25 protein-coding genes are annotated in these 22,696 nt (G+C 64.4%); 15 read left to right on the top strand and 10 right to left on the bottom strand.

Going from position 1 to position 22,696, the window contains the following annotated elements; all coding sequences use genetic code 11:
* Positions 1-132: 132 nt before the first annotated feature.
* The 9 genes from AC3WLY_RS26670 to AC3WLY_RS26630 all read left to right on the top strand — a co-directional run bounded on the left by AC3WLY_RS26670 (position 133) and on the right by AC3WLY_RS26630 (position 7,430).
* Positions 133-1,041 (top strand): DMT family transporter, encoded by a 909-nt coding sequence (locus AC3WLY_RS26670; protein ID WP_492310534.1) that lies wholly within the window; start codon positions 133-135, stop codon positions 1,039-1,041.
* Between the two features lie 113 nt (positions 1,042-1,154).
* Entirely contained in the window at positions 1,155-1,763 is a 609-nt protein-coding gene (locus AC3WLY_RS26665) for a TIGR00645 family protein (RefSeq protein ID WP_492310535.1), read from the top strand.
* A 35-nt stretch (positions 1,764-1,798) separates the two neighbouring features.
* A complete protein-coding gene (locus AC3WLY_RS26660; RefSeq protein WP_034183495.1) occupies positions 1,799-3,322 on the top strand; it encodes a fumarate hydratase in 1,524 nt (507 codons plus the stop codon).
* Positions 3,323-3,515: 193 nt separating this feature from the next.
* Positions 3,516-3,992, top strand: coding sequence for a bacterioferritin (gene bfr, locus AC3WLY_RS26655; protein ID WP_174382342.1), 477 nt, complete (start codon positions 3,516-3,518; stop codon positions 3,990-3,992).
* Between the two features lie 27 nt (positions 3,993-4,019).
* On the top strand, positions 4,020-4,880 hold the full coding sequence (murI, locus tag AC3WLY_RS26650) for a glutamate racemase (RefSeq protein WP_492310536.1): 861 nt from the start codon (positions 4,020-4,022) through the stop codon (positions 4,878-4,880).
* A 150-nt stretch (positions 4,881-5,030) separates the two neighbouring features.
* On the top strand, positions 5,031-5,267 hold the full coding sequence (locus AC3WLY_RS26645; RefSeq protein WP_034183493.1) for a (2Fe-2S)-binding protein: 237 nt from the start codon (positions 5,031-5,033) through the stop codon (positions 5,265-5,267).
* Between the two features lie 218 nt (positions 5,268-5,485).
* Positions 5,486-6,220 (top strand): energy transducer TonB, encoded by a 735-nt coding sequence (locus AC3WLY_RS26640; protein ID WP_492310537.1) that lies wholly within the window; start codon positions 5,486-5,488, stop codon positions 6,218-6,220.
* Positions 6,221-6,256: 36 nt separating this feature from the next.
* Positions 6,257-6,988 (top strand): MotA/TolQ/ExbB proton channel family protein, encoded by a 732-nt coding sequence (locus AC3WLY_RS26635; RefSeq protein WP_131945917.1) that lies wholly within the window; start codon positions 6,257-6,259, stop codon positions 6,986-6,988.
* Positions 6,989-7,001: 13 nt separating this feature from the next.
* The gene (locus AC3WLY_RS26630; protein WP_006478310.1) at positions 7,002-7,430 is read left to right on the top strand and encodes an ExbD/TolR family protein; all 429 of its coding nucleotides are present in this window, start codon (positions 7,002-7,004) and stop codon (positions 7,428-7,430) included.
* 444 nt (positions 7,431-7,874) lie between these two features.
* Here AC3WLY_RS26630 and AC3WLY_RS26625 read toward each other — a convergent pair whose 3' ends face one another.
* Complete coding sequence (locus AC3WLY_RS26625) at positions 7,875-8,849, bottom strand: LysR family transcriptional regulator (RefSeq protein WP_492310538.1); 975 nt, start codon at positions 8,847-8,849, stop codon at positions 7,875-7,877.
* A gap of 122 nt (positions 8,850-8,971) precedes the next feature.
* Between AC3WLY_RS26625 and AC3WLY_RS26620 the strand changes: the two genes are divergently transcribed.
* The 3 genes from AC3WLY_RS26620 (at position 8,972) to hemP (ending at position 10,810) form a co-directional block, all read left to right on the top strand.
* A complete protein-coding gene (locus AC3WLY_RS26620; RefSeq protein WP_175964178.1) occupies positions 8,972-9,844 on the top strand; it encodes a pirin family protein in 873 nt (290 codons plus the stop codon).
* A gap of 100 nt (positions 9,845-9,944) precedes the next feature.
* Entirely contained in the window at positions 9,945-10,427 is a 483-nt protein-coding gene (locus AC3WLY_RS26615; protein ID WP_034183488.1) for an SRPBCC family protein, read from the top strand.
* A gap of 137 nt (positions 10,428-10,564) precedes the next feature.
* Positions 10,565-10,810 (top strand): hemin uptake protein HemP, encoded by a 246-nt coding sequence (hemP, locus tag AC3WLY_RS26610; protein ID WP_034183487.1) that lies wholly within the window; start codon positions 10,565-10,567, stop codon positions 10,808-10,810.
* Positions 10,811-11,122: 312 nt separating this feature from the next.
* Here the strand turns inward: hemP and AC3WLY_RS26605 are convergent, their stop codons facing one another.
* The 5 genes from AC3WLY_RS26605 to uvrB all read right to left on the bottom strand — a co-directional run bounded on the left by AC3WLY_RS26605 (position 11,123) and on the right by uvrB (position 16,675).
* The gene (locus tag AC3WLY_RS26605) at positions 11,123-12,520 is read right to left on the bottom strand and encodes a 4Fe-4S binding protein (RefSeq protein WP_310141472.1); all 1,398 of its coding nucleotides are present in this window, start codon (positions 12,518-12,520) and stop codon (positions 11,123-11,125) included.
* Positions 12,517-13,359: an FTR1 family iron permease gene (locus AC3WLY_RS26600; protein ID WP_034190352.1), complete on the bottom strand. Its 843-nt coding sequence runs from the start codon at positions 13,357-13,359 to the stop codon at positions 12,517-12,519. The genes AC3WLY_RS26605 and AC3WLY_RS26600 overlap by 4 nt, the downstream gene beginning before the upstream one ends.
* A gap of 58 nt (positions 13,360-13,417) precedes the next feature.
* Entirely contained in the window at positions 13,418-13,750 is a 333-nt protein-coding gene (locus AC3WLY_RS26595) for a cupredoxin domain-containing protein (protein ID WP_072445375.1), read from the bottom strand.
* Between the two features lie 55 nt (positions 13,751-13,805).
* Entirely contained in the window at positions 13,806-14,357 is a 552-nt protein-coding gene (locus AC3WLY_RS26590; RefSeq protein WP_175964181.1) for an iron transporter, read from the bottom strand.
* Between the two features lie 227 nt (positions 14,358-14,584).
* The gene (gene uvrB / locus AC3WLY_RS26585) at positions 14,585-16,675 is read right to left on the bottom strand and encodes an excinuclease ABC subunit UvrB (protein WP_175964182.1); all 2,091 of its coding nucleotides are present in this window, start codon (positions 16,673-16,675) and stop codon (positions 14,585-14,587) included.
* A 251-nt stretch (positions 16,676-16,926) separates the two neighbouring features.
* Here uvrB and AC3WLY_RS26580 point away from each other — a divergent pair, with 251 nt between their 5' ends.
* The gene (locus tag AC3WLY_RS26580; RefSeq protein ID WP_175964183.1) at positions 16,927-18,126 is read left to right on the top strand and encodes an amino acid aminotransferase; all 1,200 of its coding nucleotides are present in this window, start codon (positions 16,927-16,929) and stop codon (positions 18,124-18,126) included.
* Positions 18,127-18,264: 138 nt separating this feature from the next.
* Here AC3WLY_RS26580 and AC3WLY_RS26575 read toward each other — a convergent pair whose 3' ends face one another.
* Positions 18,265-19,053, bottom strand: coding sequence for a 3-hydroxybutyrate dehydrogenase (locus AC3WLY_RS26575; RefSeq protein ID WP_492310539.1), 789 nt, complete (start codon positions 19,051-19,053; stop codon positions 18,265-18,267).
* A gap of 163 nt (positions 19,054-19,216) precedes the next feature.
* Between AC3WLY_RS26575 and AC3WLY_RS26570 the strand changes: the two genes are divergently transcribed.
* Together AC3WLY_RS26570 and AC3WLY_RS26565 are read left to right on the top strand one after the other, a co-directional pair.
* Positions 19,217-20,188, top strand: coding sequence for a potassium channel beta subunit family protein (locus AC3WLY_RS26570; RefSeq protein ID WP_492310540.1), 972 nt, complete (start codon positions 19,217-19,219; stop codon positions 20,186-20,188).
* A 111-nt stretch (positions 20,189-20,299) separates the two neighbouring features.
* The gene (locus AC3WLY_RS26565) at positions 20,300-21,145 is read left to right on the top strand and encodes a 23S rRNA (adenine(2030)-N(6))-methyltransferase RlmJ (RefSeq protein WP_175964542.1); all 846 of its coding nucleotides are present in this window, start codon (positions 20,300-20,302) and stop codon (positions 21,143-21,145) included.
* 21 nt (positions 21,146-21,166) lie between these two features.
* On the opposite strand, the gene AC3WLY_RS26560 is transcribed toward AC3WLY_RS26565, so the two are convergent.
* The 3 genes from AC3WLY_RS26560 to cueR all read right to left on the bottom strand — a co-directional run bounded on the left by AC3WLY_RS26560 (position 21,167) and on the right by cueR (position 22,410).
* Positions 21,167-21,529: a hypothetical protein gene (locus tag AC3WLY_RS26560; RefSeq protein ID WP_310141455.1), complete on the bottom strand. Its 363-nt coding sequence runs from the start codon at positions 21,527-21,529 to the stop codon at positions 21,167-21,169.
* A gap of 113 nt (positions 21,530-21,642) precedes the next feature.
* Positions 21,643-21,789, bottom strand: a complete 147-nt coding sequence (locus AC3WLY_RS26555) for a DUF3563 family protein (protein ID WP_072445473.1) — start codon at positions 21,787-21,789, stop codon at positions 21,643-21,645.
* Between the two features lie 216 nt (positions 21,790-22,005).
* Positions 22,006-22,410 (bottom strand): Cu(I)-responsive transcriptional regulator, encoded by a 405-nt coding sequence (gene cueR, locus AC3WLY_RS26550; protein WP_072445469.1) that lies wholly within the window; start codon positions 22,408-22,410, stop codon positions 22,006-22,008.
* Positions 22,411-22,696: the final 286 nt, after the last annotated feature.

Below are 22,696 nucleotides of genomic sequence, written 5' to 3'. Positions count from 1 at the left end.
CAATTTCCACGATAAGCGCTCCAACTTACCCGTCACTTACGCGGCATGGCCGTTTCGCACGCCGGGCGGCGCTTTACGCTGTAACGACCGCGACCCTACAATCCTAACTGAACTCGCCCCCCGGATTCCAGCTTGAATCGCTACGCCCTCTTCCTCATCCTGTCGATGCTGTTCGTCGGCAGTAACGTCGGTATCGGTAAATCCATCGTTGCATTCGTCCCCGTCGCCATCCTCGCCACGCTGCGCTTCGTGATCGCGATCGCCGTGCTGTGGCCGCTGTTCAGCCCCGTGAAGATGCGCGCGGTCAAGCGCGGCGAATGGCTGAACCTGTTCCTGCAGGCGTTCTTCGGCACCTTCATGTTTACGCTGCTGATGCTCAACGGCGTGCAGCGCACGAGCGCGGTGGCGGCCGGCGTCATCACCAGCACGATCCCGGCGATCGTCGCACTGTTCGCATGGCTGATCCTGCGCGAGAAACCGAACGGCCGTGCGCTCGTGTCGATCGCGCTCGCGATCGCCGGCGTCGTGACGATCAACCTCGCTAACGGCAGCGCGGCCGCGCACGGCGCCCCCGGCGACGCATCCGGCTCGCTGACCGGCAACCTGCTGATCCTAGGCGCCGTGTGCTGCGAATCGATCTACGTGATCCTGTCGCGCCGGCTCACGCAGACGCTCGCGCCGATCGACATCTGCGCGTACACGCACCTGTTCGGCCTGTTCCTGATGCTGCCGCTCGGCGCGACGGCGCTGTGGCATTTCGATTACGCAAGCGTGCCGGCCGGCACGTGGGCGCTCGTCGTCTGGTATGGCCTGTCGGCCAGCATCTTCTCGTTCTGGTTGTGGATGAAAGGCATCCGGCACGTGCCGGACAGCCTCGCCGGCGTGTTCAGCGCGGTACTGCCGGTCGCCGCGGCCGCGTATGGGATCGCATTCCTCGGCGAGCGCCCGACGCTCGCGCGCGGCATCGCGCTCGCGTGCGTCGTCGCCGGCATCGTGCTCGCGAGCCTGCGCGCAAAACGCGTGCCGGCGGCCGCATCCTGATCGGTCCCCGCCAGTGCCGGCGCGGCGCTGCAGTCGCGCCGGCCGACGCGTTACAATAGCGCGCCTTTTCAAGATTACCCCCGATACCTGCGCACCGCGCCCGCACCGCCATCATGTCCGCCCCGCATTCGCCCGGCCGCCCCGCCCGTCGCCCGCTTCGCCCGCTTCCCGCGCTGATTTTCATGAGCCGCTGGCTCCAGGTTCCACTTTACCTGGGCCTGATCGTCGCGCAGGCCGTCTACGTGTTCCTGTTCCTGAAGGAAGTCTGGCACCTGCTGTCGCATGCGGCCGGCCTCGACGAAGTCAGCGTGATGCTCGCGGTGCTCGGCCTGATCGACGTGGTGATGATCTCGAACCTGCTGATCATGGTGATCGTCGGCGGTTACGAAACGTTCGTGTCGCGCCTCGGCATCGAAGGCCACCCCGACGAGCCCGAATGGCTCGACCACGTGAACGCGGGCGTGCTGAAGGTCAAGCTGTCGATGGCGCTGATCAGCATTTCGTCGATCCACCTGCTGAAGACCTTCATCAACCCCGACCAGCACACGACGCACGCGATCATGTGGCAGGTGATCATCCACGTGTCGTTCCTCGTGTCGGCGCTCGTGATGGCGTGGGTCGACCGCCTGACGACCCACACGCACCCGGCCCATTTCCACGAGACGCATGCGCCCGCCGCGGCCGCGTCCCGCCAGCCGGCCGAAGCAGCCGTCAACGCATAAAACGCATTCCCCACTGTCCTCACAGAGTCTCAGCCATGACCGTCATCAAACAGGAAGACCTGATCCAGAGCATCGCGGATTCGCTGCAGTACATCAGCTACTACCACCCGCTCGACTACATCCAGGCACTCGGCCGCGCGTACGAGCTGGAAGAGAGCCCGGCCGCGAAGGACGCGATCGCGCAGATCCTCACGAACAGCCGCATGTGCGCGGAAGGCAAGCGCCCGATCTGCCAGGACACCGGCATCGTCACGATCTTCGTGAAGGTCGGCATGGACGTGCGCTGGGACGGCGCGACGATGGGCCTCACCGACATGATCAACGAAGGCGTGCGTCGTGGTTACACGCACCCGGACAACGTGCTGCGCGCGTCGATCGTCAACCCGCCGGAAGGCGCCCGCAAGAACACGAAGGACAACACGCCGGCCGTGATCCACTACGAGATCGTGCCGGGCGACAAGGTCGACGTGCAGGTCGCGGCGAAGGGCGGCGGCTCGGAGAACAAGTCGAAGTTCGTGATGCTGAACCCGTCCGACTCGATCGTCGACTGGGTGCTGAAGACGGTCCCGACGATGGGCGCGGGCTGGTGCCCGCCCGGCATGCTCGGGATCGGCATCGGCGGCACCGCCGAGAAGGCGATGCTGATGGCGAAGGAATCGCTGATGGAGCCGATCGACATCCAGGAAATCATCGCGCGCGGCCCGAAGGACTGGGTCGAGGAGCTGCGCGTCGAGCTGCACGAGAAGGTCAACGCGCTCGGCATCGGCGCGCAGGGCCTCGGTGGCCTGGCGACCGTGCTCGACGTGAAGATCATGGCCGCACCGACGCACGCCGCGTCGAAGCCGGTCGCGCTGATCCCGAACTGCGCGGCCACGCGCCACGCGCACTTCGTGCTCGACGGCTCGGGCCCGGCCAAGCTCGAAGCGCCGTCGCTCGACGCCTGGCCGAAGGTCCAGTGGGAACCGAACACGGAAACCAGCAAGCGCGTCGACCTGAACACGCTGACGCCGGAAGAAGTCGCGAGCTGGACGCCGGGCCAGACGCTGCTGCTGTCGGGCAAGATGCTCACCGGCCGCGACGCCGCGCACAAGCGCATCGCCGACATGCTCGCGAAGGGTGAGAAGCTGCCGGTCGACTTCACGAACCGTGTGATCTACTACGTCGGCCCGGTCGATCCGGTGCGCGACGAAGTGGTCGGCCCGGCCGGCCCGACGACGGCCACGCGCATGGACAAGTTCACCGAGACGATGCTCGCGCAAACGGGCCTGATCTCTATGGTCGGCAAGGCCGAGCGCGGCCCGGTCGCGATCGACGCGATCAAGAAGCACAAGGCGGCCTACCTGATGGCGGTCGGCGGCGCGGCCTACCTCGTGTCGAAGGCGATCCGCGGCGCGAAGGTGCTCGCATTCGAAGACCTCGGCATGGAAGCGATCTACGAGTTCGACGTGCAGGACATGCCGGTGACGGTCGCCGTCGATTCGTCGGGCACGTCGGTGCACCAGACCGGTCCGAAGGAGTGGCAGGCGAAGATCGGCAAGATCCCGGTCGCAGCCGCTTAAGCGCGATCGCACGAAAGGCCGGACGGAAGTCCGGCCTTTTTGCTTCCCGTTCTCATTATTGTATGCAGCCGGTTATTCAAGGCTGATTCTCATTACACGCAAAAGGCAGGCCCGACAAGGCTTCGAGGCTTGGCTTTTCTCGTTCGAGCGATTATCGTTCGGTTTCTGAAGCCCCACTGAACAAGGAACAGCCATGCAAGGCGACAAGAAAGTCATCGAATATCTGAACGCCCAACTGAAGAACGAACTCACGGCGATCAACCAGTACTTCCTGCATGCGCGCATGTACAAGCACTGGGGCCTCGACAAGCTCGGCAAGCACGAGTACGACGAGTCGATCGGCGAAATGAAGCACGCCGACTGGCTGATCGAGCGCGTGTTCATGCTCGACGGCCTGCCGAACCTGCAGGACCTGCACAAGCTGCTCGTCGGCGAGGAAACCGAAGAAATCCTGAAGTGCGACCTGAAGCTCGAGCAGATCTCGCAGGCCACGTGCAAGGAAGCGATCGCCTACTGCGAATCGGTTCGCGACTATGTGTCGCGCGAGATCTTCGAAAAGATCCTCGACGACACCGAAGAGCACATCGACTGGCTGGAAACGCAGATCGACCTGATCGGCAAGGTCGGCCTGCAGAACTACCAGCAATCGATGATGGGTTCGGCCGAGTAATCGCCCGCCCGCCACCGCGCCGCCCGCATGACGATGACGAACCAGCCAGCCGCTCCCGCGATGCACGCCGCCCCTGTCGGAATCTTCGATTCGGGGCTCGGCGGCCTGTCGGTGCTGCGCGCCGTGCGCGCGCACCTGCCCGGCGAATCGTTCGTCTATACGGCCGATACGCGCTACATCCCGTACGGCGAACGCGACGACGCATTCATCACCGAGCGCACGCTCGCGATCGGCGAATGGTTTGTCCGTCAGGGCGCGAAGGCGCTCGTCGTCGCCTGCAATACGGCGACCGCCCAGTCGATCTCGGCGGTACGCGAGCATCTCGCAATCCCGCTCGTCGGCGTCGAGCCGGGCATCAAGCCGGCCGTCCAGCAGTCCGCGAGCGGCGTCGCCGGCGTGCTCGCCACCCAGGCGACGCTGCGCAGCGCGCGCTTCCAGGCGCTGCTCGAACGTCACGGCGCCGGCTGCCGCTTCATCTGTCAGCCGGGCCACGGGCTCGTGCAGGCAATCGAGAACGGCGACACGGGTTCGCCCGCGCTGCGCGCGCTGCTCGACAGTTATCTGCAACCGATGCTGGACGACGGCGCCGATACGGTTGTCCTCGGCTGCACGCACTACCCGTTTCTCACCGCAACGATTCGTGACATTGTCGGCGACCGCATGGCGATCATCGACACGAGCGACGCGATCGCGCTCCAGCTCGCGCGCGTGCTCGACCAGCACGGCCTGCGTGCACCCGCCGGCACGCCCGTCGCCTCGCCCCGCTTCTGCTCGACCGGCGACGGCCGGCAATTGCAGGCGCTCGCGTCGACGCTGCTCGGTCTCGATGCGCCGGTCGAATCCGTCACCATTTCCTCTCCGAACGCGCGCGCCTGCGCGACCGCCTGACGCGGGCCGGCACGCCCTCTCCCGACGCGGCTGCGCCGCCCCCGCCGTTTCAAGGGTCCGATGACCTTAAAAAAAGCCCGACCCGGACTTGTCAACGCCAGCAAAATTAATGATAATAATTCGCATTAACGTTAGCTATCGCAACTCATCATGATCGTCTGCGTGTGCAAGTCTGTTTCCGATCGCAAGATTCGCGCGTCCCTCGCTGAGGGCGCAAACTCTTTCGATGAACTCCAGTTCGAGCTCGGCGTGGCCACGTGCTGCGGCAAGTGCGAGGAGTCCGTACGCGACCTCATGGCCGAGCAAGGCGTCTGCGCGAGCCGGTGCGGTGTCGAGCATCACGCTCACCCGATCCCGGTCACGTTCTACGAACGCAAGGCCGCCTGACCGGCGCCGAATGTGTGCATGCGGCCCCGGCCGCATTTTTTGTTTTGACCGTCAGCAAGCCACCGTCTGCGCGAGCCAGCGGCTTACCTGCCAAGGAGCCTGTGATGGAATTGCTGATCGGATTCGTGACCACCGTTTGCATCTCGCTGCTGATCTTCCGCAAGTGATGCCGATTCACCCGCCGCGCCCCGGGTGCGACATCGTTCTTTCAAGCTAACATGCAGGCTTCGCATTCCGCTCCTGCCGGCGTCTTGCCGGCTGCACCACGTATGAATCCCCGAGTGATCGTCGTCGCGGTCGGTGTGCTTGCCGCACACGCGGTCATGCTGACGGCCGCCTGGCTGCATCGCAACGCGCCGCCGCCGAAATCGGTCGAGGTCCAGGCGATCACCGCGCAACTCATCACGCCCGCACCGATCGCCCAGCAGGTCGCGGCCGAATCGATTCCGCAACCGGCACCGCCGAAGCCGGTGCCGCGCGTGAAGCCGAAGGTCGAGCCGAAGCCGGTGCCGAAAGCGGCAAAACCGACACCTCAGCCGGTTACGCAATCGCCGACCCCGTCGCCGACACCTGCGCCGGCGGCCGCCGATCCGACGCCCGCTCCGGCCGCGCCCGCTCCCGCAGCACCGGCCGCCGCGCCTGGCCCGGCTCGCGAGACGATGCAGGTCAGCGCGCCGAAGAACGTGCCGACGCTCCAATGCAACTTCGTGAAGCCTGACTATCCGTCGATGTCGCGCCGCCGCGGCGAATCGGGTACAGCCTACGTTCACTTCGTCGTCGGCGTGACCGGCAAGATCGAAAGCATCGATCTGCAGAAGAGCAGCGGCTACCCGCGCCTCGACGATGCCGCACTCGACGCGATGCGTTCGACCACCTGCCGTCCGTACATCGAGAACGGCCAGGCGATCCGCGCCGCCCGTACACAGCCCTACAGCTTCGGGCTCACCGACTAACCTGCCTCATCCGGAAGATTCAAAGGAAACAAAAAAATGCAAAGCTACGGTATCGCGCACGTCTGGGCGCAAGGTGATTTCGTCACGCGCGCCATCGCGATCACGCTGCTCGTGATGTCGGTCCTGTCGTGGATCGTGATCGTCATCAAGGGCTGGAACGTGATTCGCCTGAACCGCCTCACGAAGAACGCCGAACAGGCGTTCTGGCATTCGGACAATTTCGACGACGGCGTCAAGAAGCTCGGCCTCGCCGCATCGACGCCGAACGACAACCCGTTCCTCGCACTCGCGCTGTCGGGCAAGGAAGCCGCCGATCACCACCACCAGACGCAACCGCACCTGCACGACCGTATGGACGTGTCGGACTGGGTCACGCGCTGCCTGAAGGACACGATGGACGAAGGCATCTCGCGCATGCAGAGCGGTCTCGCGATCCTCGCGTCGATCGGCAGCACGGCACCGTTCGTCGGCCTGTTCGGCACGGTCTGGGGGATCTACCACGCACTGCTCGCGATCGGCGCAACCGGCCAGACGTCGATCGACCAGGTCGCGGGCCCGGTCGGCGAATCGCTGATCATGACCGCCTTCGGCCTGTTCGTCGCGATCCCGGCCGTGCTCGGCTACAACGCACTGACCCGCGCGAACAAGGGTGTCGTCAGCAAGCTGCGCCGCTTCGCGCACGGTCTGCACGCGTACTTCGTGACGGGCGCGAGCCTCGCATCGTCGTCGACGCGCGACGGCCTGCGTCTCGCGACGCGCGCCAGCTGAGGCGAGGTGAACCATGGCGATGAACACCGGTTTCAGCGACGATGACGACGATGCCGTGATGAGCGAGATCAACATGACGCCGCTCGTCGACGTGATGCTCGTACTCCTTATCATTTTTCTCGTGACGATCCCGGCGATGCAGCATGCGGTGAAGATCGACCTGCCGCACGCCAGCAGCCAGCCCGTCGACGAAAAGCCGCAGACGGTCGACGTCGCGATCCAGGGCGACGGCACGATCCTGTGGGACGACCACACGGTCACGCGCGAACAGTTGCAGGCACGCATCGCGGAAGCGGCGAAACGCACGCCGCAGCCAGAGTTGCACCTGCGTGCGGACCGCAAGGTTGCATACGAGCATGTAGCCGAGGTGATGTCGGATGCGCAGGCCGGCGGCCTGACGAAGCTCGGCTTCGTGACGGAGCCGGGCGCGAAAGCGAAGTAACGCACGCGCGTTTCGCACCTCGCGGGGTGCACCTAGTTAGCCGGCCGCCCCTAACCGGGCGTCCCTAACCGGGCGTCCCTAACCGGGCGTACCTAACCGGGCGTACCTGGCCGGCCGCCCCCAAAAGTAAAAGGCCTTCATCGCCAGATGAAGGCCTTTTTTCATGCGCACGCGGGCGCCTTCGGGCGGCGGGCTCTTCGGCGGTATCGGTTGCGCCTCGAGCAACGCAAATGCGGCTACCGTGGTCTGCACGGACTGCGCGTTCTGCCCTATCTGGCTCGCAATATATGCGGCCACCTGATTTCGCTCAGCAACTTCCTTCACGAAATGGGATTTCAATATAGGCCCGCCCGCCCGCGCATTCAAGGTTCCGGCGATTGAAACTTGCGATTGCCGGCGACGCTTCAATGACAAAACAAATTTGCCTCGTCGTGCGCGTCGTGTTCAGGTCGCCGAAGCATCGGCCGCCGCTTCGTTCTTTGCGCGCTCGGGGCAACCCGGCTCCTTGTAGGCGCCGTGATCGAGCTTCTCGACCAGGTAGTCGACAAACGCACGCACTGCGGGCGGCATCCCCTGCCGCGACACGAACACCGCGTACAGTTGCGGCACCGGCAGCGTCCAGCCCGGCATCACGGGCGACAGTTGGCCCGCGCGCAGCGCGTTGCCGTACATCATCTCCGGCAGCGCCGCGATGCCGAGACCGTCGAGCACGGCCTCGCGAATCGTCATCAGGTCGGCCGTCACGAGCCGCGGGTCGTGCTCGTGCACATGACGCGTACCGTCCGGCGCGATCAGGTTGAACACATGCCGCCCGTCGACGCTCGGCGTATCGAGCGTCTCGAAGTAAGTCAGATCGTCCGGCACCAGCGGCGGCGCATTCTGGCTCAGCAGGCTCGGCGCGCCGACCAGCATCTGCTCGGTGCGCCACAGCGGCCGCACGACGATGTTGGCGTTCTGCGGCGGTTCCGAGCGAACTCGCAGCGCGACGTCGACCGAATCCTCGAACAGGTCGATCACGCGGTTTGTCACGCGGACGTGCACCTTCACCTCCGGATAACGACGCAGGAATTCGGGCAGGATGCGCGACAACATCGTCTGCGACAGCGTGACGGGCACGCTGACCCGCACCGAGCCGCGCGGCGACGAGCGCAACTGCTGCACTGCGTTCATCGCGGCCTGCGCTTCGGCGAGCATCGCCTGGCAATGCTGGTAGAACAGCTCTCCCGCCTCGGTCAGCGCGAGCTTGCGCGTCGAGCGCTGCAGCAGGCGCACGCCGAGCGCCGCCTCGAGCTCGGTTAGGCGCCGCGACAGGCGCGATTTCGAGATGCCCAGCACGCGCTCCGCAGCCGAAAAACCGCCATGTTCGACGACCTGCGAAAAGTACATCAGGTCGTTCAGGTTATGCGCATCGATATTCATGTCATCGTTCCAATTTCAGAACAATCCATTGCGAACCGCCGCAAATCGAACGGTTAAACGCCCAATATAATAGCGCTATGTTTCAAAAATAACGCTATTCCGATGATTTCGAGGGCTTCCGTATGACGACCGCTCGCTCGCTTGACCGCACATACCCCGCGCTTCGCACGACCGAAGGCGGCGGCTTCGTGGTTCACCGCCCGTTCCCGACCCGGCTGCTGATGGATTTCGATCCGTTCCTGCTGCTCGACGAAATGGGCCCCGTCGACTACGCCCCCGGCGAAGCCGTGGGCGCGCCCGACCATCCGCATCGCGGCTTCGAAACCGTGACCTACGCACTCGACGGGCGCTTCCGCCATCGCGACTCGTCCGGCCATGCCGGCACGCTCGGCCCCGGCGACGTGCAGTGGATGACGGCCGGCTCGGGCGTCGTGCACAGCGAGATGCCCGATCCGGCGTTCGCGCAGGCGGGCGGCCGCTCCCACGGCTTCCAGCTATGGGTCAACCTGCCGCGCCGCGACAAGATGATCGCGCCGCGCTATCAGGAGATTCCGGCCGACCGCATTCCGAGCGCGACGTCGCCGGACGGCCGCGCGTGCGTGCGCGTCATCGCCGGCGAAGCGTTCGGCGTCCGGGCCGCGATCGAGACGCGCACGCCGATCCTCTACCAGCATTTCACGCTGGAACCGGGTGCGACGGTCACGCAGCCCGTGCCGGCCGGCTATCGCGTGTTTGCCTATCCAATCGACGGAACGGGCCTCTACGGGCCCGACAGGCAGGCTGTCGATGCGCGGCACATGATCGTGTACGGCGACGACGGCGACACGGTCACGTTCGCCGCCGGCGGTACGCCGCTCGACCTGCTGCTGATCGGCGGCGTGCCGCTCAACGAGCCGATCGTCCGCTACGGCCCGTTCGTGATGAATACCGAGGAAGAGATCCGGCAGGCCGTCGTCGACTACCAGACCGGCCGCATGGGCCGCATCGAAGCCTGACGCCCGATCGGGGGCGGCAGGTGCCGCGAAACGGATGGTTTTGCGTCACAATAACTTCTTGAACCATGTGGCCGCCCACCACCAGAAGGAATTCGTACCCTTGAACTTCGAACACCTGATCCAGATCAACTCCGACGATCCGGCCGTGCCGACCCTCACCCGCGACCAGCTCTGGGAAGGCCTCGTGCTGCGCGCCGAACAGCCGCAGCTGTTCGTGCTCGGCCTCGATAGCTGCGTCGTCCACGAACGGACGGAAACGACGCTCGAACGTGAACTGCACTACGGCCACGCGACCGTACGCGACCACGTCACGTTCACGCCGAACCAGCAGGTCCGCTACGACATCCGCGCGGCCGATGGCGAGATCGGCGGCTCGCTGACGATGACGATCGAGGAGCGCGAAGACCACGAGCTGTTCCTGCGTTTCGAATACCGCACGACGCTGACCGTCTCGGACGACAGCGAAGAAGCTCGGCAGACGCACGGAATCGTCAAGGAAGCGTACCGCACGTCGGATATCGACACGGTCCGCCTGATCCGTGAATACGCACAGGGCCGCAAGGACCCCGATCCGCTGCACTGAACCCGGTGGCGGCCTGCGGGCCGCCCTTTGATTCAAGCTATCAAGTTCACCGCTTCGATCGATAAAGAGTTTTTGTAAATGGGAATAGTTATCATTTAGAATTCATTCCATCGTATCGACAGTCACCGATCAACCGAATGACCGACACCATGCGCCCGACCACGCTGACCTTGCGCCGCACGACCGGCACTGCAGGCAGCAGCCGTCAAAAGACGGCAGCGGTCACAACGCCGGCGAAGCCCGCCGGCAACCGCGATGCAGGCACGCGGGTCGTCAGCAGCGATGCGCTGCTGCAAGGCCACAGCCACATCAGCATCGCGCATAACGGAGAGACCTATCAGTTGCGTGCCACACGGCTCGGCAAACTGATCCTGACGAAGTAGCGACCGAGTATTGTGGGGACCACCTCCCTGAGAGGTGTTGGGCATTAGCCAGCGTAACGGCTTGCACGCGAGATCTAGACCCCTTCGTGCAAACACACTCAAGCAGCCGTTGCAGCAAGCCAAGCCACTTTTTTGGTTCTCGCACAAGGAAGAAAAAAGCGACACGTCCTTCGACGTGTCGCTTTTTTTTTTGAGCAGCCAATGCGTGAAGCAGGTCGCCCGCGTTCGTTGTCGCTCAATGCATGCTGAAAGCTGAACCGCGCTTGTTTCCTCGCGGCTTCGCACCGCAGCCGAAGCTGCACACAAGCCGCTTCAGAAACCCCAGAACATCAACCACCATGCGCTGTCGACGACCGCAAGCCCGACGGCGAACCACGCGAATGCCGCGAGCCGGCGCGGCCAGGCCGCATAACGCCCGGTCACTTTCCACGCGAGCCACGCACTCCACGCGTTGGCGCCGACCAGGATCGCGATGCGCACGTCGGTCGCCCAGCCGAGCGGCACGTGTTCGGCGCGCAGCAACGACAACGTCGTTGCCGACAGCCCGAGGAACACGCCCGCGCCCGCGATCGGGATCAGCGCCTGCGCGAGGTGATGCAGCCGCACGCGATCGAAGCGGCCGAGCATCAGCGTAGCGCCGGCCAGCAGCACCAGCAGCGCCGTGCCGTACACGAGCCCCGTGCCGACGATATAGCTGACGATCAGTCCGCCGTCGAGCCAGGAGAACACGTCGTTGCGATCCGGATAATGCGTGAGCAGGAACCAAGGCGCATTGGTTTCGAGCGGCCAGGTGATGTCACGGTCGATCAGCCAGCCCGCGAGCCATTGCTTGATCTGCACGAACCACGGACTGACGGTCCAGTGGAACGCGCCGATCGCGACGCCGAGCAGGCCGTACAGGATCAGCGCGGTATCCCACGGGTTCGCCTGCTGCGCGCCAAGGTTCACGACCTCGTCGGACGGCGAGCGCGACGACAGCGAGATCGCATCGCGGTGCCCGCTGCAGCGGCCGCACATATGGCACGCCGCGGCGCCCTTCATGCTGCGCAACGGCACGAGCGGTGCGCAGTTGATCGGAATCACGCGATGGCCATGCTCGCCATTCTTGTACGAACGGCGCCACGCATCCTCGTCGACCTTGTAGCGCATCGGCGCGAGCCGCGCGAGCAGCCCGAATACGCCGTTGACCGGACACAGGTACTTGCACCACACGCGCTTCTCGCGGCCGTACAGCACGCCGATCACGATCGCGCCGACGGTCGAACCGCCGAGCACGAACAACACCGCGAGCGGGTACTGGTACACGCTCACCATCTGCCCGTAGATCGTCGTGATCCCGAACGCGACGAACGGCCAGCCGCCCCACCGTATCCAGCGCGGAATCGGGCCGCCGCGGCCGAACTTGCTCGCGTATTCGGTGAGTGCACCTTCCGGGCACAGCACGCCGCACCAGACGCGGCCGAGCATCACCATCGACAGCAGCACGAACGGCCACCAGATGCCCCAGAACGTGAATTGCGCGATCAGCGTGAGGTTGTTCCATAGATGCGCGGAATCGTCCGGCAGCGGCAACACCGCCGGCACGATGATCAGGAACGCGTAGACGGCGACGACGCCCCACTGGATGCCGCGGATCAGCGCACCGTGGCGCTGCATCCACTGGCCGGCCTGCGCGAGCCAGCCCGGCTTGGCTGCGGCGACAACGCTCATGCCGCGCGGCCTGCTGCAACGGCCGGGCGACGGCTCGCGCGCTTCATCAGCAGCCAGACAACCGCCCAGTACACCGCATAGGCGACCAGGTTGGTCAGTGCCGGGTGCGCGCGATAACCGGTCAGCGTCGCGACGAGCGAGCCGAACGTGCCCGAATCATCGAGGATCGCGGACGTGTCCCACACCTGCGAGATGCCGAGCGGCAGGATTTCCTTGTCGATCAGCTTGTCGACGCCGGTCTGGAACAGGCCCGCGCCGAGGAACAGCAGCATCACTTCGGTGACGCGGAAGAAATGCCGCCACGAGAAGTATTTGCCGCCGAGCTGCAGCAGATAGAACGTGAAGAACGCGAGACCGAGGCCGATCAGCACCGCGAGCATCTGGTTGCCGTCGACGTGGCCCGACTGGCCGAACCCGAGACCGTACAGGAAGATCACCGTCTCGCTGCCTTCGCGTGCGATCGCGAGCGCGACCAGCACGGCGACGCCCCACCAGTTCGAATCGCGCGTGCTCTGCTGCAGCGATTGCTCCATGTCGCGCTTCAGCGTGCGGCCGTGTCGGCGCATCCACAGCACCATCTGCACGATCAGCACGCATGCGATCAGCACCATCGCAGTCTGGAAGTAGTCCTGCGCGTCGCCGGACAGCACTTCGGTGAAACCGACCAGCGCGGCACCAAGGCCGACCGCCATCAGCAAGCCGACACCGACGCCGGCCCAGAGAAAAGGCAGGCCGCGGCGCGCGTCGTCGTCGCCGTTTTTCAGCCATGCATAGAGAATGCCGACGACGAGCAGCGCTTCGACGCTCTCCCGCCAGACGATGAACAAGATCTGACCCATCGATACCTCCTGACGCGCGGAGCAACGGACTGCCATGCCCGCGCGCAGATAAAACGCGTTACTTCGCGACGATCACGCCCTGTGCCTGCTGGTGGAAATCGTCGAAAAACTTGTATTCGCCCGGCGACAGCGGAGCGACGACCACGAACGAATCGGCGCCCGGCGCGAGCACCTTCTCCTTGCGCAGTTGCACGCTCTCGAATTCGGCCGCGCCCTTGCCGGTGTTCTTGATCTCGATCTTGAAGCGCTGGCCGGCCGGCACTTCGATGCGGGCAGGATTCAGCTTGCCGTCCGCCATCTCGAGCTTGAACGTCGGCAGATCGGCAGCGTGCGCTGCGCCGGCAAGCCACAACGCAGCGGCTGCGGCGATGATTTTCTGGGGAATTTTCATTCTGGGTTCTCTACGCCGACGGCGCGCCGAAGCGCGCCGTTCGTGATGCCGCCGATCAGTATCCGCCCTTCTTGCCGATACCGGCGAACGGGAAGTCGTACTCGAGCGTAATGGGCTTGAACCATGCGCCCACGCCCGTTTCCTTGTCGACGTGACGGCCGAACGCCATGTGGCCCGACTGCATCGGCGGCTTGACGACCATCGTCAGGTGGTACTTGCCCGGGCCGTTCAGCTTCACGTTGTCGCCATAGTGCGGACCGTCGCTCGCGACCATGCCCATCAGGTCGCCTTCAGCCTTCCACTTCGTGTCGCCCTGCTTCGTCAGCTTGTACGCGACCTGCAGGTACGGCATCCAGTCGCCTTCCGCGAAACCCGTCGGGTTGTTCTTGACCGCATGGATGTCGGCCTCGAGGTGGATATCGGAATCCGATGCCTTGCGCATCATCCCTTCCGGGTCCATCGTGATCGGCTGCAGGTACACCGCGCCGATTTCCATGCCGCCCTGGATCTGCTGCTTGCCGATCGGATATTCGGCCGCCGAGGCCGACATCGCGGCAAGCGCCGCTACCACCGCAACCGTCGTGCGGATGAACGAAGAACCCAACATGGACACTCCTTGTTATTTGTCTGACTATCTTGACGACATGCGAGCTGCCGCCGGGGCGGCTCGCTGGAAACACTAACGCAATGAAGAACGTTAATGCGAACTATTCTCAATAATTGCGAAGTTTAGCACCGAACCTGTTCCGGAACAAACCGGATACCGTGTAAAACCCTGATCCGACAAGGCTTACAGACCTGTTACTGACAGGTTTCGGTGACGTTTGGAAAGACTTACCGGCCGCCGTTGACGTGGTCGCCGACGTTTGCGCCGAACACGCGCTCGCGCAGCAGCGCAAGCTGGTCGCGGGTCGCGGCGGCCTTCTCGAACTCGAGGTTCTTCGCGTAGTCGGCCATCTGCTTCTCGAGACGCTTGATTTCCTTCGCGAGCTGCTTTTCCGACATGTCCTCGAATTTCGCGCGTTGCTGCGCTTCCTTCAGCTCCGCGCGCGCCTCGTCCGCGTTGTAGACGCCGTCGATGATGTCCTTGATGCGCTTCACGACGCCGCGCGGCGTGATGCCCATTTTCTCGTTGTGCGCGATCTGCTTCGCGCGGCGCCGCTCGGTTTCGCCGATTGCGCGCTTCATCGACTCGGTCATCGTGTCGGCATAGAGAATCGCCTTGCCGTTCACGTTCCGCGCGGCGCGGCCGATCGTCTGGATCAGCGAGCGTTCGGCGCGCAGGAAGCCCTCCTTGTCCGCATCGAGGATCGCGACAAGCGACACTTCCGGAATGTCGAGGCCCTCGCGCAGCAGGTTGATCCCGACCAGCACGTCGAACGTACCGAGCCGCAGGTCGCGGATGATCTCGACACGCTCGACCGTGTCGATGTCGCTGTGCAGGTAGCGCACCTTGACGCCATGGTCGGCCAGAAATTCGGTGAGCTGTTCGGCCATGCGCTTCGTCAGCACGGTGATCAGCACGCGCTCGCCGGCCTTCACGCGCGCGTTGATCTCGGTCAGCACGTCGTCGACCTGCGAGCTCGCCGGCCGCACTTCGATTTCCGGATCGACAAGCCCCGTCGGCCGCACGACCTGTTCGGCGACCTGCCCCGTCACGCGCTTCTCGTAGTCGGCCGGCGTGGCCGACACGAACACGACCTGGCGCATCTTGCGTTCGAACTCGGGGAACTTGAGCGGCCGATTGTCGAGCGCCGACGGCAGGCGAAACCCGTAATTGACGAGGTTTTCCTTGCGCGCGCGGTCGCCGTTGTACATGCCGTTCAACTGGCCGATCAGCACGTGCGATTCGTCGAGCAGCATCAGCGCATCGGGCGGCAGGTAGTCGACGAGCGTCGGCGGCGGCTCGCCGGGCGCCGCGCCCGAGAAATGCCGCGAGTAGTTCTCGATGCCCTTGCAGAAGCCGAGCTCCTGCAGCATCTCGAGATCGAAGCGCGTGCGCTGCTCGAGGCGCTGCGCCTCGACGAGCTTGCCGTCGCGGTGGAAGAATTCGAGGCGTTCGCGCAATTCGTCCTTGATCGTCTCGACCGCGCGCATCACGGTATCGCGCGGCGTCACGTAGTGCGACGACGGATACACGGTGAAGCGCGGAATCTTCTGCCGCACGCGCCCGGTCAGCGGGTCGAACAGATGCAGTGTCTCGACCTCGTCGTCGAACAGCTCGACGCGCACGGCCATTTCCGCATGTTCGGCCGGGAAGATGTCGATCGTGTCGCCGCGCACGCGGAATGTGCCGCGCTGGAAATCCTGCTCGTTGCGCGTGTATTGCATCGCGATCAGCCGCGCGATCACGTCGCGCTGGCCGAGCTTGTCGCCGGTGCGCAGCGTCAGGATCATCTGGTGATATTCGGACGGGTTGCCGATACCGTAGATCGCCGACACCGTCGCGACGATCACCACGTCGCGGCGCTCCATCAGGCTCTTCGTCGCCGACAGCCGCATCTGCTCGATGTGCTCGTTGATCGACGAATCCTTCTCGATGAACAGGTCGCGCTGCGGCACGTAGGCCTCAGGCTGATAGTAGTCGTAGTACGAGACGAAGTACTCGACCGCGTTGCGCGGGAAGAACTCGCGGAACTCGGCATAGAGCTGTGCCGCGAGCGTCTTGTTCGGCGCGAACACGATCGCCGGGCGGCCGAGCCGCGCGATCGTGTTCGCCATCGTGAAGGTCTTGCCCGAACCCGTCACGCCGAGCAGCGTCTGGAAGGCAAGGCCGTCGCCGATGCCTTCGACGAGCGTGTCGATCGCGGTCGGCTGGTCGCCTGCGGGCGGATACGGTTGATACAGCTGGAACGGCGACCCTTCGAAGGTGACGAATTTGGATTCGTCGAGCGCGTCGCCGACTTCGGCATGATGTTCGGACATGGAATGCGGCCGGAGCGAGGGCAAAGAAAGCATTCTAGCGCTTCGCGGCCGCGCGAACTGCTGTCGGCTCCTGACGCGCGACGGCCGCCCGAAATCGCGATTCACCGCCGAATCGCCCGCCCCCGCCAGCGCGAATTCGCTACAATGGCAGGCTGCTGCGCTTTCCGGCGCCGCGCCCGTTGGCGCGCGGTTCGCTGCGCCCGCCCCGCCGGCTGAAAGCCTGACCCTCTTTTCACTACTGCCGAATCATCATGTCGCTCTTCTCCGCTGTCCAGCTTGCTCCCCGCGACCCGATCCTGGGCCTGAACGAAGCCTTCAACGCCGATGCGCGTCCGACCAAGGTCAACCTCGGCGTCGGCGTGTACACGAACGAAGAAGGCAAGATTCCGCTGCTGCGCGCGGTTCGCGAAGCAGAGAAGGTGCGTGTCGAGGCCGGCCTGCCGCGCGGCTACCTGCCGATCGACGGGATCGCCGCCTACGATGCGGCCGTGCAGAAGCTGCTGCTCGGCAACGATTCGCCGCTGATCGCAGCGGGCCGCGTGGTCACGGCCCAGGCACTAGGCGGCACGGGCGCACTGAAGATCGGCGCCGATTTCCTGCGCACCGTGAACCCGAACGTGAAGGTCGCAATCAGCGATCCGAGCTGGGAAAACCACCGCGCACTGTTCGAAGCGGCCGGCTTCGAAGTCATCGCGTACCCGTATTACGACGCCGCCACCAACGGCGTGAACTTCGAAGGCATGCTGTCGGCGCTGAACGGCTATGCGGCAGGCACGGTCGTCGTGCTGCACGCGTGCTGCCACAACCCGACCGGCGTGGACCTGACCGAAGCGCAATGGCAACAGATCGTCGACGTCGTGAAGGCGCGCAACCTCGTGCCGTTCCTCGACATGGCGTACCAGGGCTTCGGCGAGAACATCGAGGCCGATGCGGCCGCCGTGCGCCTGTTTGCTGCGGCCGACCTGAACGCGTTCGTGTCGTCGTCGTTCTCGAAGTCGTTCTCGCTGTACGGCGAGCGCGTCGGCGCGCTGTCGATCATCACGTCGAGCAAGGAAGAAGCCACGCGCGTGCTGTCGCAACTGAAGCGCGTGATCCGCACGAACTACTCGAACCCGCCGACCCATGGCGGTGCGGTCGTCGCAGCGGTGCTCGCATCGCCGGAACTGCACGCTTCGTGGGTGCAGGAGCTCGGTGAAATGCGCGATCGCATCCGCGCGATGCGCAACGGCCTCGTCGAGCGCCTGAAGGCGAGCGGCGTCGATCGCGACTTCAGCTTCATCAACGCGCAGCGCGGGATGTTCTCGTATTCGGGCCTGACCTCGGCGCAAGTCGATCGCCTGCGCGACGAGTTCGGCATCTATGCGGTCGGCACGGGCCGGATCTGCGTCGCAGCGCTGAACACGCGCAACCTCGACGTGGTCGCCAATGCAATCGCAGCCGTGCTGAAGTAACCCGGCACCGGCAGGCGGCAGCCGTCGCCGGCCCCGCCCTGCCCCGCCGAAATGAAAAACGCGCTCCCCGGAGCGCGTTTTTTTTGTACCGTTCGACGCAGCGGGCGGCTACGCCGCTCGCGCCCGCGTTACTGTGCGTTACTGCATGAACCAGCCGTGGCTGACGATGAACGACTGGCCGGTGAGCGCGGCGCTCGGGAACGCCGACAGGAACAGCACCGTCTGCGCGACGTCCTGCACCGTCGTGAACACGCCGTCTACCGTGTTGCCGAGCATCACCTTCTTCACCACTTCCTCTTCGCTGATCCCGAGCTCCTTCGCCTGCTCCGGAATCTGCTTGTCGACCAGCGGCGTGCGCACGAAGCCCGGGCACACGACGTGCGAGCGCACGTTGTGCTTCGCGCCTTCCTTCGCGAGCACGCGTGCGAGGCCGAGCAGGCCGTGCTTGGCCGTCACGTACGCCGACTTCAGCGGCGACGCTTCGTGCGAGTGCACCGAACCCATGTAGATCACGACGCCGCCGCGATCGTCCTTGTACATGTGCTTGAGCGCGGCCTTCGTCGTCAGGAATGCGCCGTCGACGTGGATCGCCTGCATCTTCTTCCAGTCGGAGAACGCATAGTTCTCGATCGGGTTGACGATCTGGATGCCCGCGTTCGACACGAGGATGTCGACCGAGCCGAACGTTTCAGCGACCTTGTCGATGCCGCTGTTCACGGCTTCCTCGTTCGTCACGTCCATCGCAATGCCGATCGCCTTGCCGCCTGCCTTGTTGATCTCGTCGGCGACCGCATTGGCGCCGTCCTGGTTCAGGTCGGCGATCGCGACAGCCGCGCCCGCTTTCGCGAGTTCCAGCGCAATTTCCTTGCCGATGCCGCTTGCGGCGCCCGTGACGACTGCGGTCTTGCCATTCAGATCTGCTGCCATGTCCGTCTCCTCCCGTTATCGGATCGATAAAACACGCGCCGGCCGCATCCGCTTTCATCGCGCGAAGTACCGGCGGGCCAGCCGTCATTGTGCACGATCGGCCCCGCCGTTCGCGTGCAAAACGTCTAAGCTTAAGGTCGGTTCTGTCACGCAGGAGGTTCGCATGCACTATCGACGGCTAGGCCGTTCCGGCCTGCAGATCAGCGCGCTCTCGCTCGGCTCGTGGGTCACGTACGGCAACCAGGTCGACCAGCGGGTCGCGCGGGAATGCCTCGCCGCGGCCCACGACGCGGGTGTCAATTTCTTCGACAACGCCGAGGTTTACGCCGGCGGCAAATCCGAGGAAATCATGGGCCACGCGCTCAAATCGCTCGACTGGCCGCGCATCAGCTATATCGTGTCCACGAAGTTCTTCTGGGGGCTCGCGGAAGCACCGAACCAGTATCACACGCTGAACCGGAAATACCTGCTGAACGCGATCGACGGCTCGCTGCGCCGGCTGCAGCTCGATTATGTCGACCTCGTCTATTGCCATCGGCCCGATCCGAACACCCCGATCGAGGAAACCGTCTGGGCGATGAGCGACATGATCGTGCGCGGCAAGGCGTTGTACTGGGGCACGTCGGAATGGAGCGCCGACGAGATCCGCGCCGCGTGCGAGATCGCCGAACGGCATCACCTGCACAAGCCGGTCGTCGAGCAACCCCAGTACAACCTGTTCCACCGCACGCGGGTCGAACAGGAATATGCGCGGCTCTACGACGACTACGGCCTCGGCCTCACGACCTGGAGCCCGCTGGCATCGGGCCTGCTCACCGGCAAGTATCGCAACGGCGTGCCGCCGGGCAGCCGCGCGCAGCTGCAGGGTTACGACTGGATGCGCGACCGCCTGACCGATCAGGCCAGCAACGACATCGTCGAACGGCTCGGCGGGATCGCGGCCGACCTCGGCTGCAGCACGGGCCAGCTCGCGATCGCGTGGGTGCTCGCGAATCCGCGCGTGAGCTCGGTGATCACCGGCGCATCGCGAATCGAGCAGATCGGCGAGAACATGCGCGCGCTCGACGTCGTCGCGAAGTTGACGCCGGATGTGAAGCAACGCATCGAGGAGGTGGTCGGCAACGCATACGAGTAAGGCGACTCACGGCCACTCGCGTACAATACGCGGCCGCATCGGCGCCCGGCCTGACAGCCGCGCCCGATCGACCGCTTTCATCGATTCACCTTCTGTTTCAGGCAGCCCGCCATGCTCAGTTATCGTCACGGTTTTCACGCAGGCAATCACGCGGACGTGCTCAAGCACGCCGTCGTCGTCCAACTGCTGCGCTACCTGAACAAGAAAGACAAGTCGTACTGGTACATCGACACGCATGCCGGTGCCGGCGTGTACTCGCTGCGCGACGGCTACGCGGCAAAGACGGCGGAATTCGACACCGGCATCGGCAGGCTGTGGAACGACAAGAACCTGCCGGAAGCGCTGGGCGATTATGTGGACGAAGTACGCGCACTGAACGACGACGGTGAACTGCGCTTCTACCCTGGTTCCCCGTATATCGCATGGCGATCGATGCGCGAACAGGACCGGATGCGCCTGTTTGAAATGCACACGACGGAAATCGACGTGCTGCGCCACAACTTCCGCGACGCCGGGCGACGCGCGATGATCTTCGCCGGCGACGGCTTCGAAGGCATCAAGGCGCTGCTGCCGCCGCCGCCGCGACGCGCACTCGTGCTGATCGACCCGTCGTACGAGGACAAGAAGGATTACGCGCGCACGGTAAGCTGTGTGGCGGAATGCCTGAAGCGTTTCGCGACGGGCTGCTACGCGATCTGGTATCCGCAGGTCATGCGGACGGAATCGCAGCGCTTTCCCGAGCAGTTGAAGCGCCTGCAACCGAACAACTGGCTGCATCTGACGCTGACGGTATCGAATCCGCCTGCCGATGGACTAGGCCTCTACGGCAGCGGGATGTTCATCCTGAATCCGCCGTATACGCTTGCGCAAAGCATGAACGAGGCACTGCCCTATCTGGTCGAGGTGCTGGGACAGGATAGCGGCGCCCGTTGTCAGATCGAGCACCGCGGAAACTGACCGGGCGACCGGCCGTTACGGCTACGGCCTCGGTGCGAGTCTCGGTTGGTTGGCCGGCGGTACGCCCCAGCCTGGCACATTGATATAGGGTGCGACGAACAGCGGCACCGACGTGTTCGGCACTTGCCCGGCCGGAGCCCGCATGCCCGCCGGCTCGACGATCGGCTCGGAAGACAACGGCGCTGTCTGCAGCACCAGCCCGCCCTTGCCGTCCTGGATACCGCGCTGCGTATCGAGAATCAGCGGTTTGGACGAAGTCGCGGCACCGGCCGCGAAGCCATGGACAAGCATGGCCGCGCCCAGAACGAGACGCGCGCGGGCACTGCGACGCACATCGAGACGCAAACGCATGATCGTGTCCTTCACGGTGAAAAGCAGGTCCATACCATAGCGCCGCATCGTCGATTGCGCCAGATCCGGCGCACAAAAAACAAAGCCCCGTCAACACGGGGCCCGCTTATCGGTCGGTGCCGTACGGCACCTGGCGGTGACTCGGATTACAGCGAGTAGCCATTGGTTTCGAGCGAGCGGATGCGGTGCTCGAGCTGGACGATGTCCGACGACGTGGCGAGGTAAGCCTCACGGCGCTCACGTTCTGCGGATTCGAACCAGTTGCTCAGCTTTTCGACGATGTAGGCGATCATGATGTTCTCCAAGGAAGGGGGACCCCTGGCGAATCGAGATTCAGGGATTTCCCGTATAGGGTATTCCCGAATTATAGCGACGCCGCACCAAGATGCTAATGAAATACTTGCATGGAAACCATTCCAGTTCGGAATGGGTGCGCACCCACCCAAGCTAACTCATTGATTTTTATATGGGTTGAGTCGGGTGCCCATTTCGGGCCCTGAGCACACGCACTAATCTGGTTCGCTGACGGGATCGGCCAGGCGCGCCAAAATCGGGCATTCGGGCCGTCCGTCACCATGGCAGTGCGCGGCCAGGTCGGCCAGCGTATCGCGCATGTCGCTCAGCTCCGCGATGCGCCTGTCGAGTTCGGCCACGTGCTCGAGGGCGATCGACTTCACCTCGGCGCTGGCGCGGGAGCGGTCTTGCCAGAGCATCAGCAGCTTGCGGATGTCCTCGACGAGAAAACCAAGCCGTCGCGCCTGACGGATGAAGCGCAGGACGTGGATTTCGTCCGCGCCGTAGATCCGGTAGCCGGCGTCGGTACGCTTGCTCGGCGCAAGAAGGCCGACCTGCTCGTAGTACCGGATCATTTTTGCGCTGACTCCGGATGCGCGCGACGCGTCACCGATATTCATTCCCCGCCCTCTCCATCAAGCCCCGGTTTCGAACGTGAACGTCGACGTATGCAATCGTCGACGACATTTCGATCGTACCAAATCACGCGGCTTCGTTCCGCGGTGGGCGCAGGTAGATGGAAGACGGCTGATCTCCGGCGGATGCCGACGGGATGCGATGATGGAGCACGCTACCCCTTGCCCGGCGCGGCCCACATTTCCGTCGCCGAAATGCAAAAACCCCCGCCTTGTCGGGCGGGGGTTTCTGGCTTGAGGAAGCCTGACGATTACCTACTTTCACACGGGA

The sequence above is a fragment of the Burkholderia sp. FW306-1C-G01B genome (genome assembly GCF_058781685.1).
The sequence above is the reverse complement of the archived record's forward strand: the minus strand, read 5'-3'. Positions and strand labels throughout refer to the sequence as shown.

Bases quoted from the DNA above. Each gene is read 5' to 3' on its own strand.
- AC3WLY_RS26565 (WP_175964542.1), top strand. From the start codon at position 20,300: ATGCTCAGTTATCGTCACGGTTTTCACGCAGGCAATCACGCGGACGTG.
- cueR (WP_072445469.1), bottom strand. From the start codon at position 22,410: ATGAATATCGGTGACGCGTCGCGCGCATCCGGAGTCAGCGCAAAAATG.
- AC3WLY_RS26620 (WP_175964178.1), top strand. From the start codon at position 8,972: ATGACGACCGCTCGCTCGCTTGACCGCACATACCCCGCGCTTCGCACG.
- uvrB (WP_175964182.1), bottom strand. From the start codon at position 16,675: ATGTCCGAACATCATGCCGAAGTCGGCGACGCGCTCGACGAATCCAAA.
- AC3WLY_RS26625 (WP_492310538.1), bottom strand. From the start codon at position 8,849: ATGAATATCGATGCGCATAACCTGAACGACCTGATGTACTTTTCGCAG.
- AC3WLY_RS26575 (WP_492310539.1), bottom strand. From the start codon at position 19,053: ATGGCAGCAGATCTGAATGGCAAGACCGCAGTCGTCACGGGCGCCGCA.
- AC3WLY_RS26555 (WP_072445473.1), bottom strand. From the start codon at position 21,789: ATGATCGCCTACATCGTCGAAAAGCTGAGCAACTGGTTCGAATCCGCA.
- AC3WLY_RS26635 (WP_131945917.1), top strand. From the start codon at position 6,257: ATGCAAAGCTACGGTATCGCGCACGTCTGGGCGCAAGGTGATTTCGTC.
- bfr (WP_174382342.1), top strand. From the start codon at position 3,516: ATGCAAGGCGACAAGAAAGTCATCGAATATCTGAACGCCCAACTGAAG.
- AC3WLY_RS26660 (WP_034183495.1), top strand. From the start codon at position 1,799: ATGACCGTCATCAAACAGGAAGACCTGATCCAGAGCATCGCGGATTCG.
- AC3WLY_RS26590 (WP_175964181.1), bottom strand. From the start codon at position 14,357: ATGTTGGGTTCTTCGTTCATCCGCACGACGGTTGCGGTGGTAGCGGCG.
- hemP (WP_034183487.1), top strand. From the start codon at position 10,565: ATGACCGACACCATGCGCCCGACCACGCTGACCTTGCGCCGCACGACC.
- murI (WP_492310536.1), top strand. From the start codon at position 4,020: ATGACGATGACGAACCAGCCAGCCGCTCCCGCGATGCACGCCGCCCCT.
- AC3WLY_RS26580 (WP_175964183.1), top strand. From the start codon at position 16,927: ATGTCGCTCTTCTCCGCTGTCCAGCTTGCTCCCCGCGACCCGATCCTG.
- AC3WLY_RS26630 (WP_006478310.1), top strand. From the start codon at position 7,002: ATGGCGATGAACACCGGTTTCAGCGACGATGACGACGATGCCGTGATG.
- AC3WLY_RS26570 (WP_492310540.1), top strand. From the start codon at position 19,217: ATGCACTATCGACGGCTAGGCCGTTCCGGCCTGCAGATCAGCGCGCTC.
- AC3WLY_RS26645 (WP_034183493.1), top strand. From the start codon at position 5,031: ATGATCGTCTGCGTGTGCAAGTCTGTTTCCGATCGCAAGATTCGCGCG.
- AC3WLY_RS26605 (WP_310141472.1), bottom strand. From the start codon at position 12,520: ATGAGCGTTGTCGCCGCAGCCAAGCCGGGCTGGCTCGCGCAGGCCGGC.
- AC3WLY_RS26560 (WP_310141455.1), bottom strand. From the start codon at position 21,529: ATGGACCTGCTTTTCACCGTGAAGGACACGATCATGCGTTTGCGTCTC.
- AC3WLY_RS26600 (WP_034190352.1), bottom strand. From the start codon at position 13,359: ATGGGTCAGATCTTGTTCATCGTCTGGCGGGAGAGCGTCGAAGCGCTG.
- AC3WLY_RS26640 (WP_492310537.1), top strand. From the start codon at position 5,486: ATGCAGGCTTCGCATTCCGCTCCTGCCGGCGTCTTGCCGGCTGCACCA.
- AC3WLY_RS26595 (WP_072445375.1), bottom strand. From the start codon at position 13,750: ATGAAAATTCCCCAGAAAATCATCGCCGCAGCCGCTGCGTTGTGGCTT.
- AC3WLY_RS26665 (WP_492310535.1), top strand. From the start codon at position 1,155: ATGTCCGCCCCGCATTCGCCCGGCCGCCCCGCCCGTCGCCCGCTTCGC.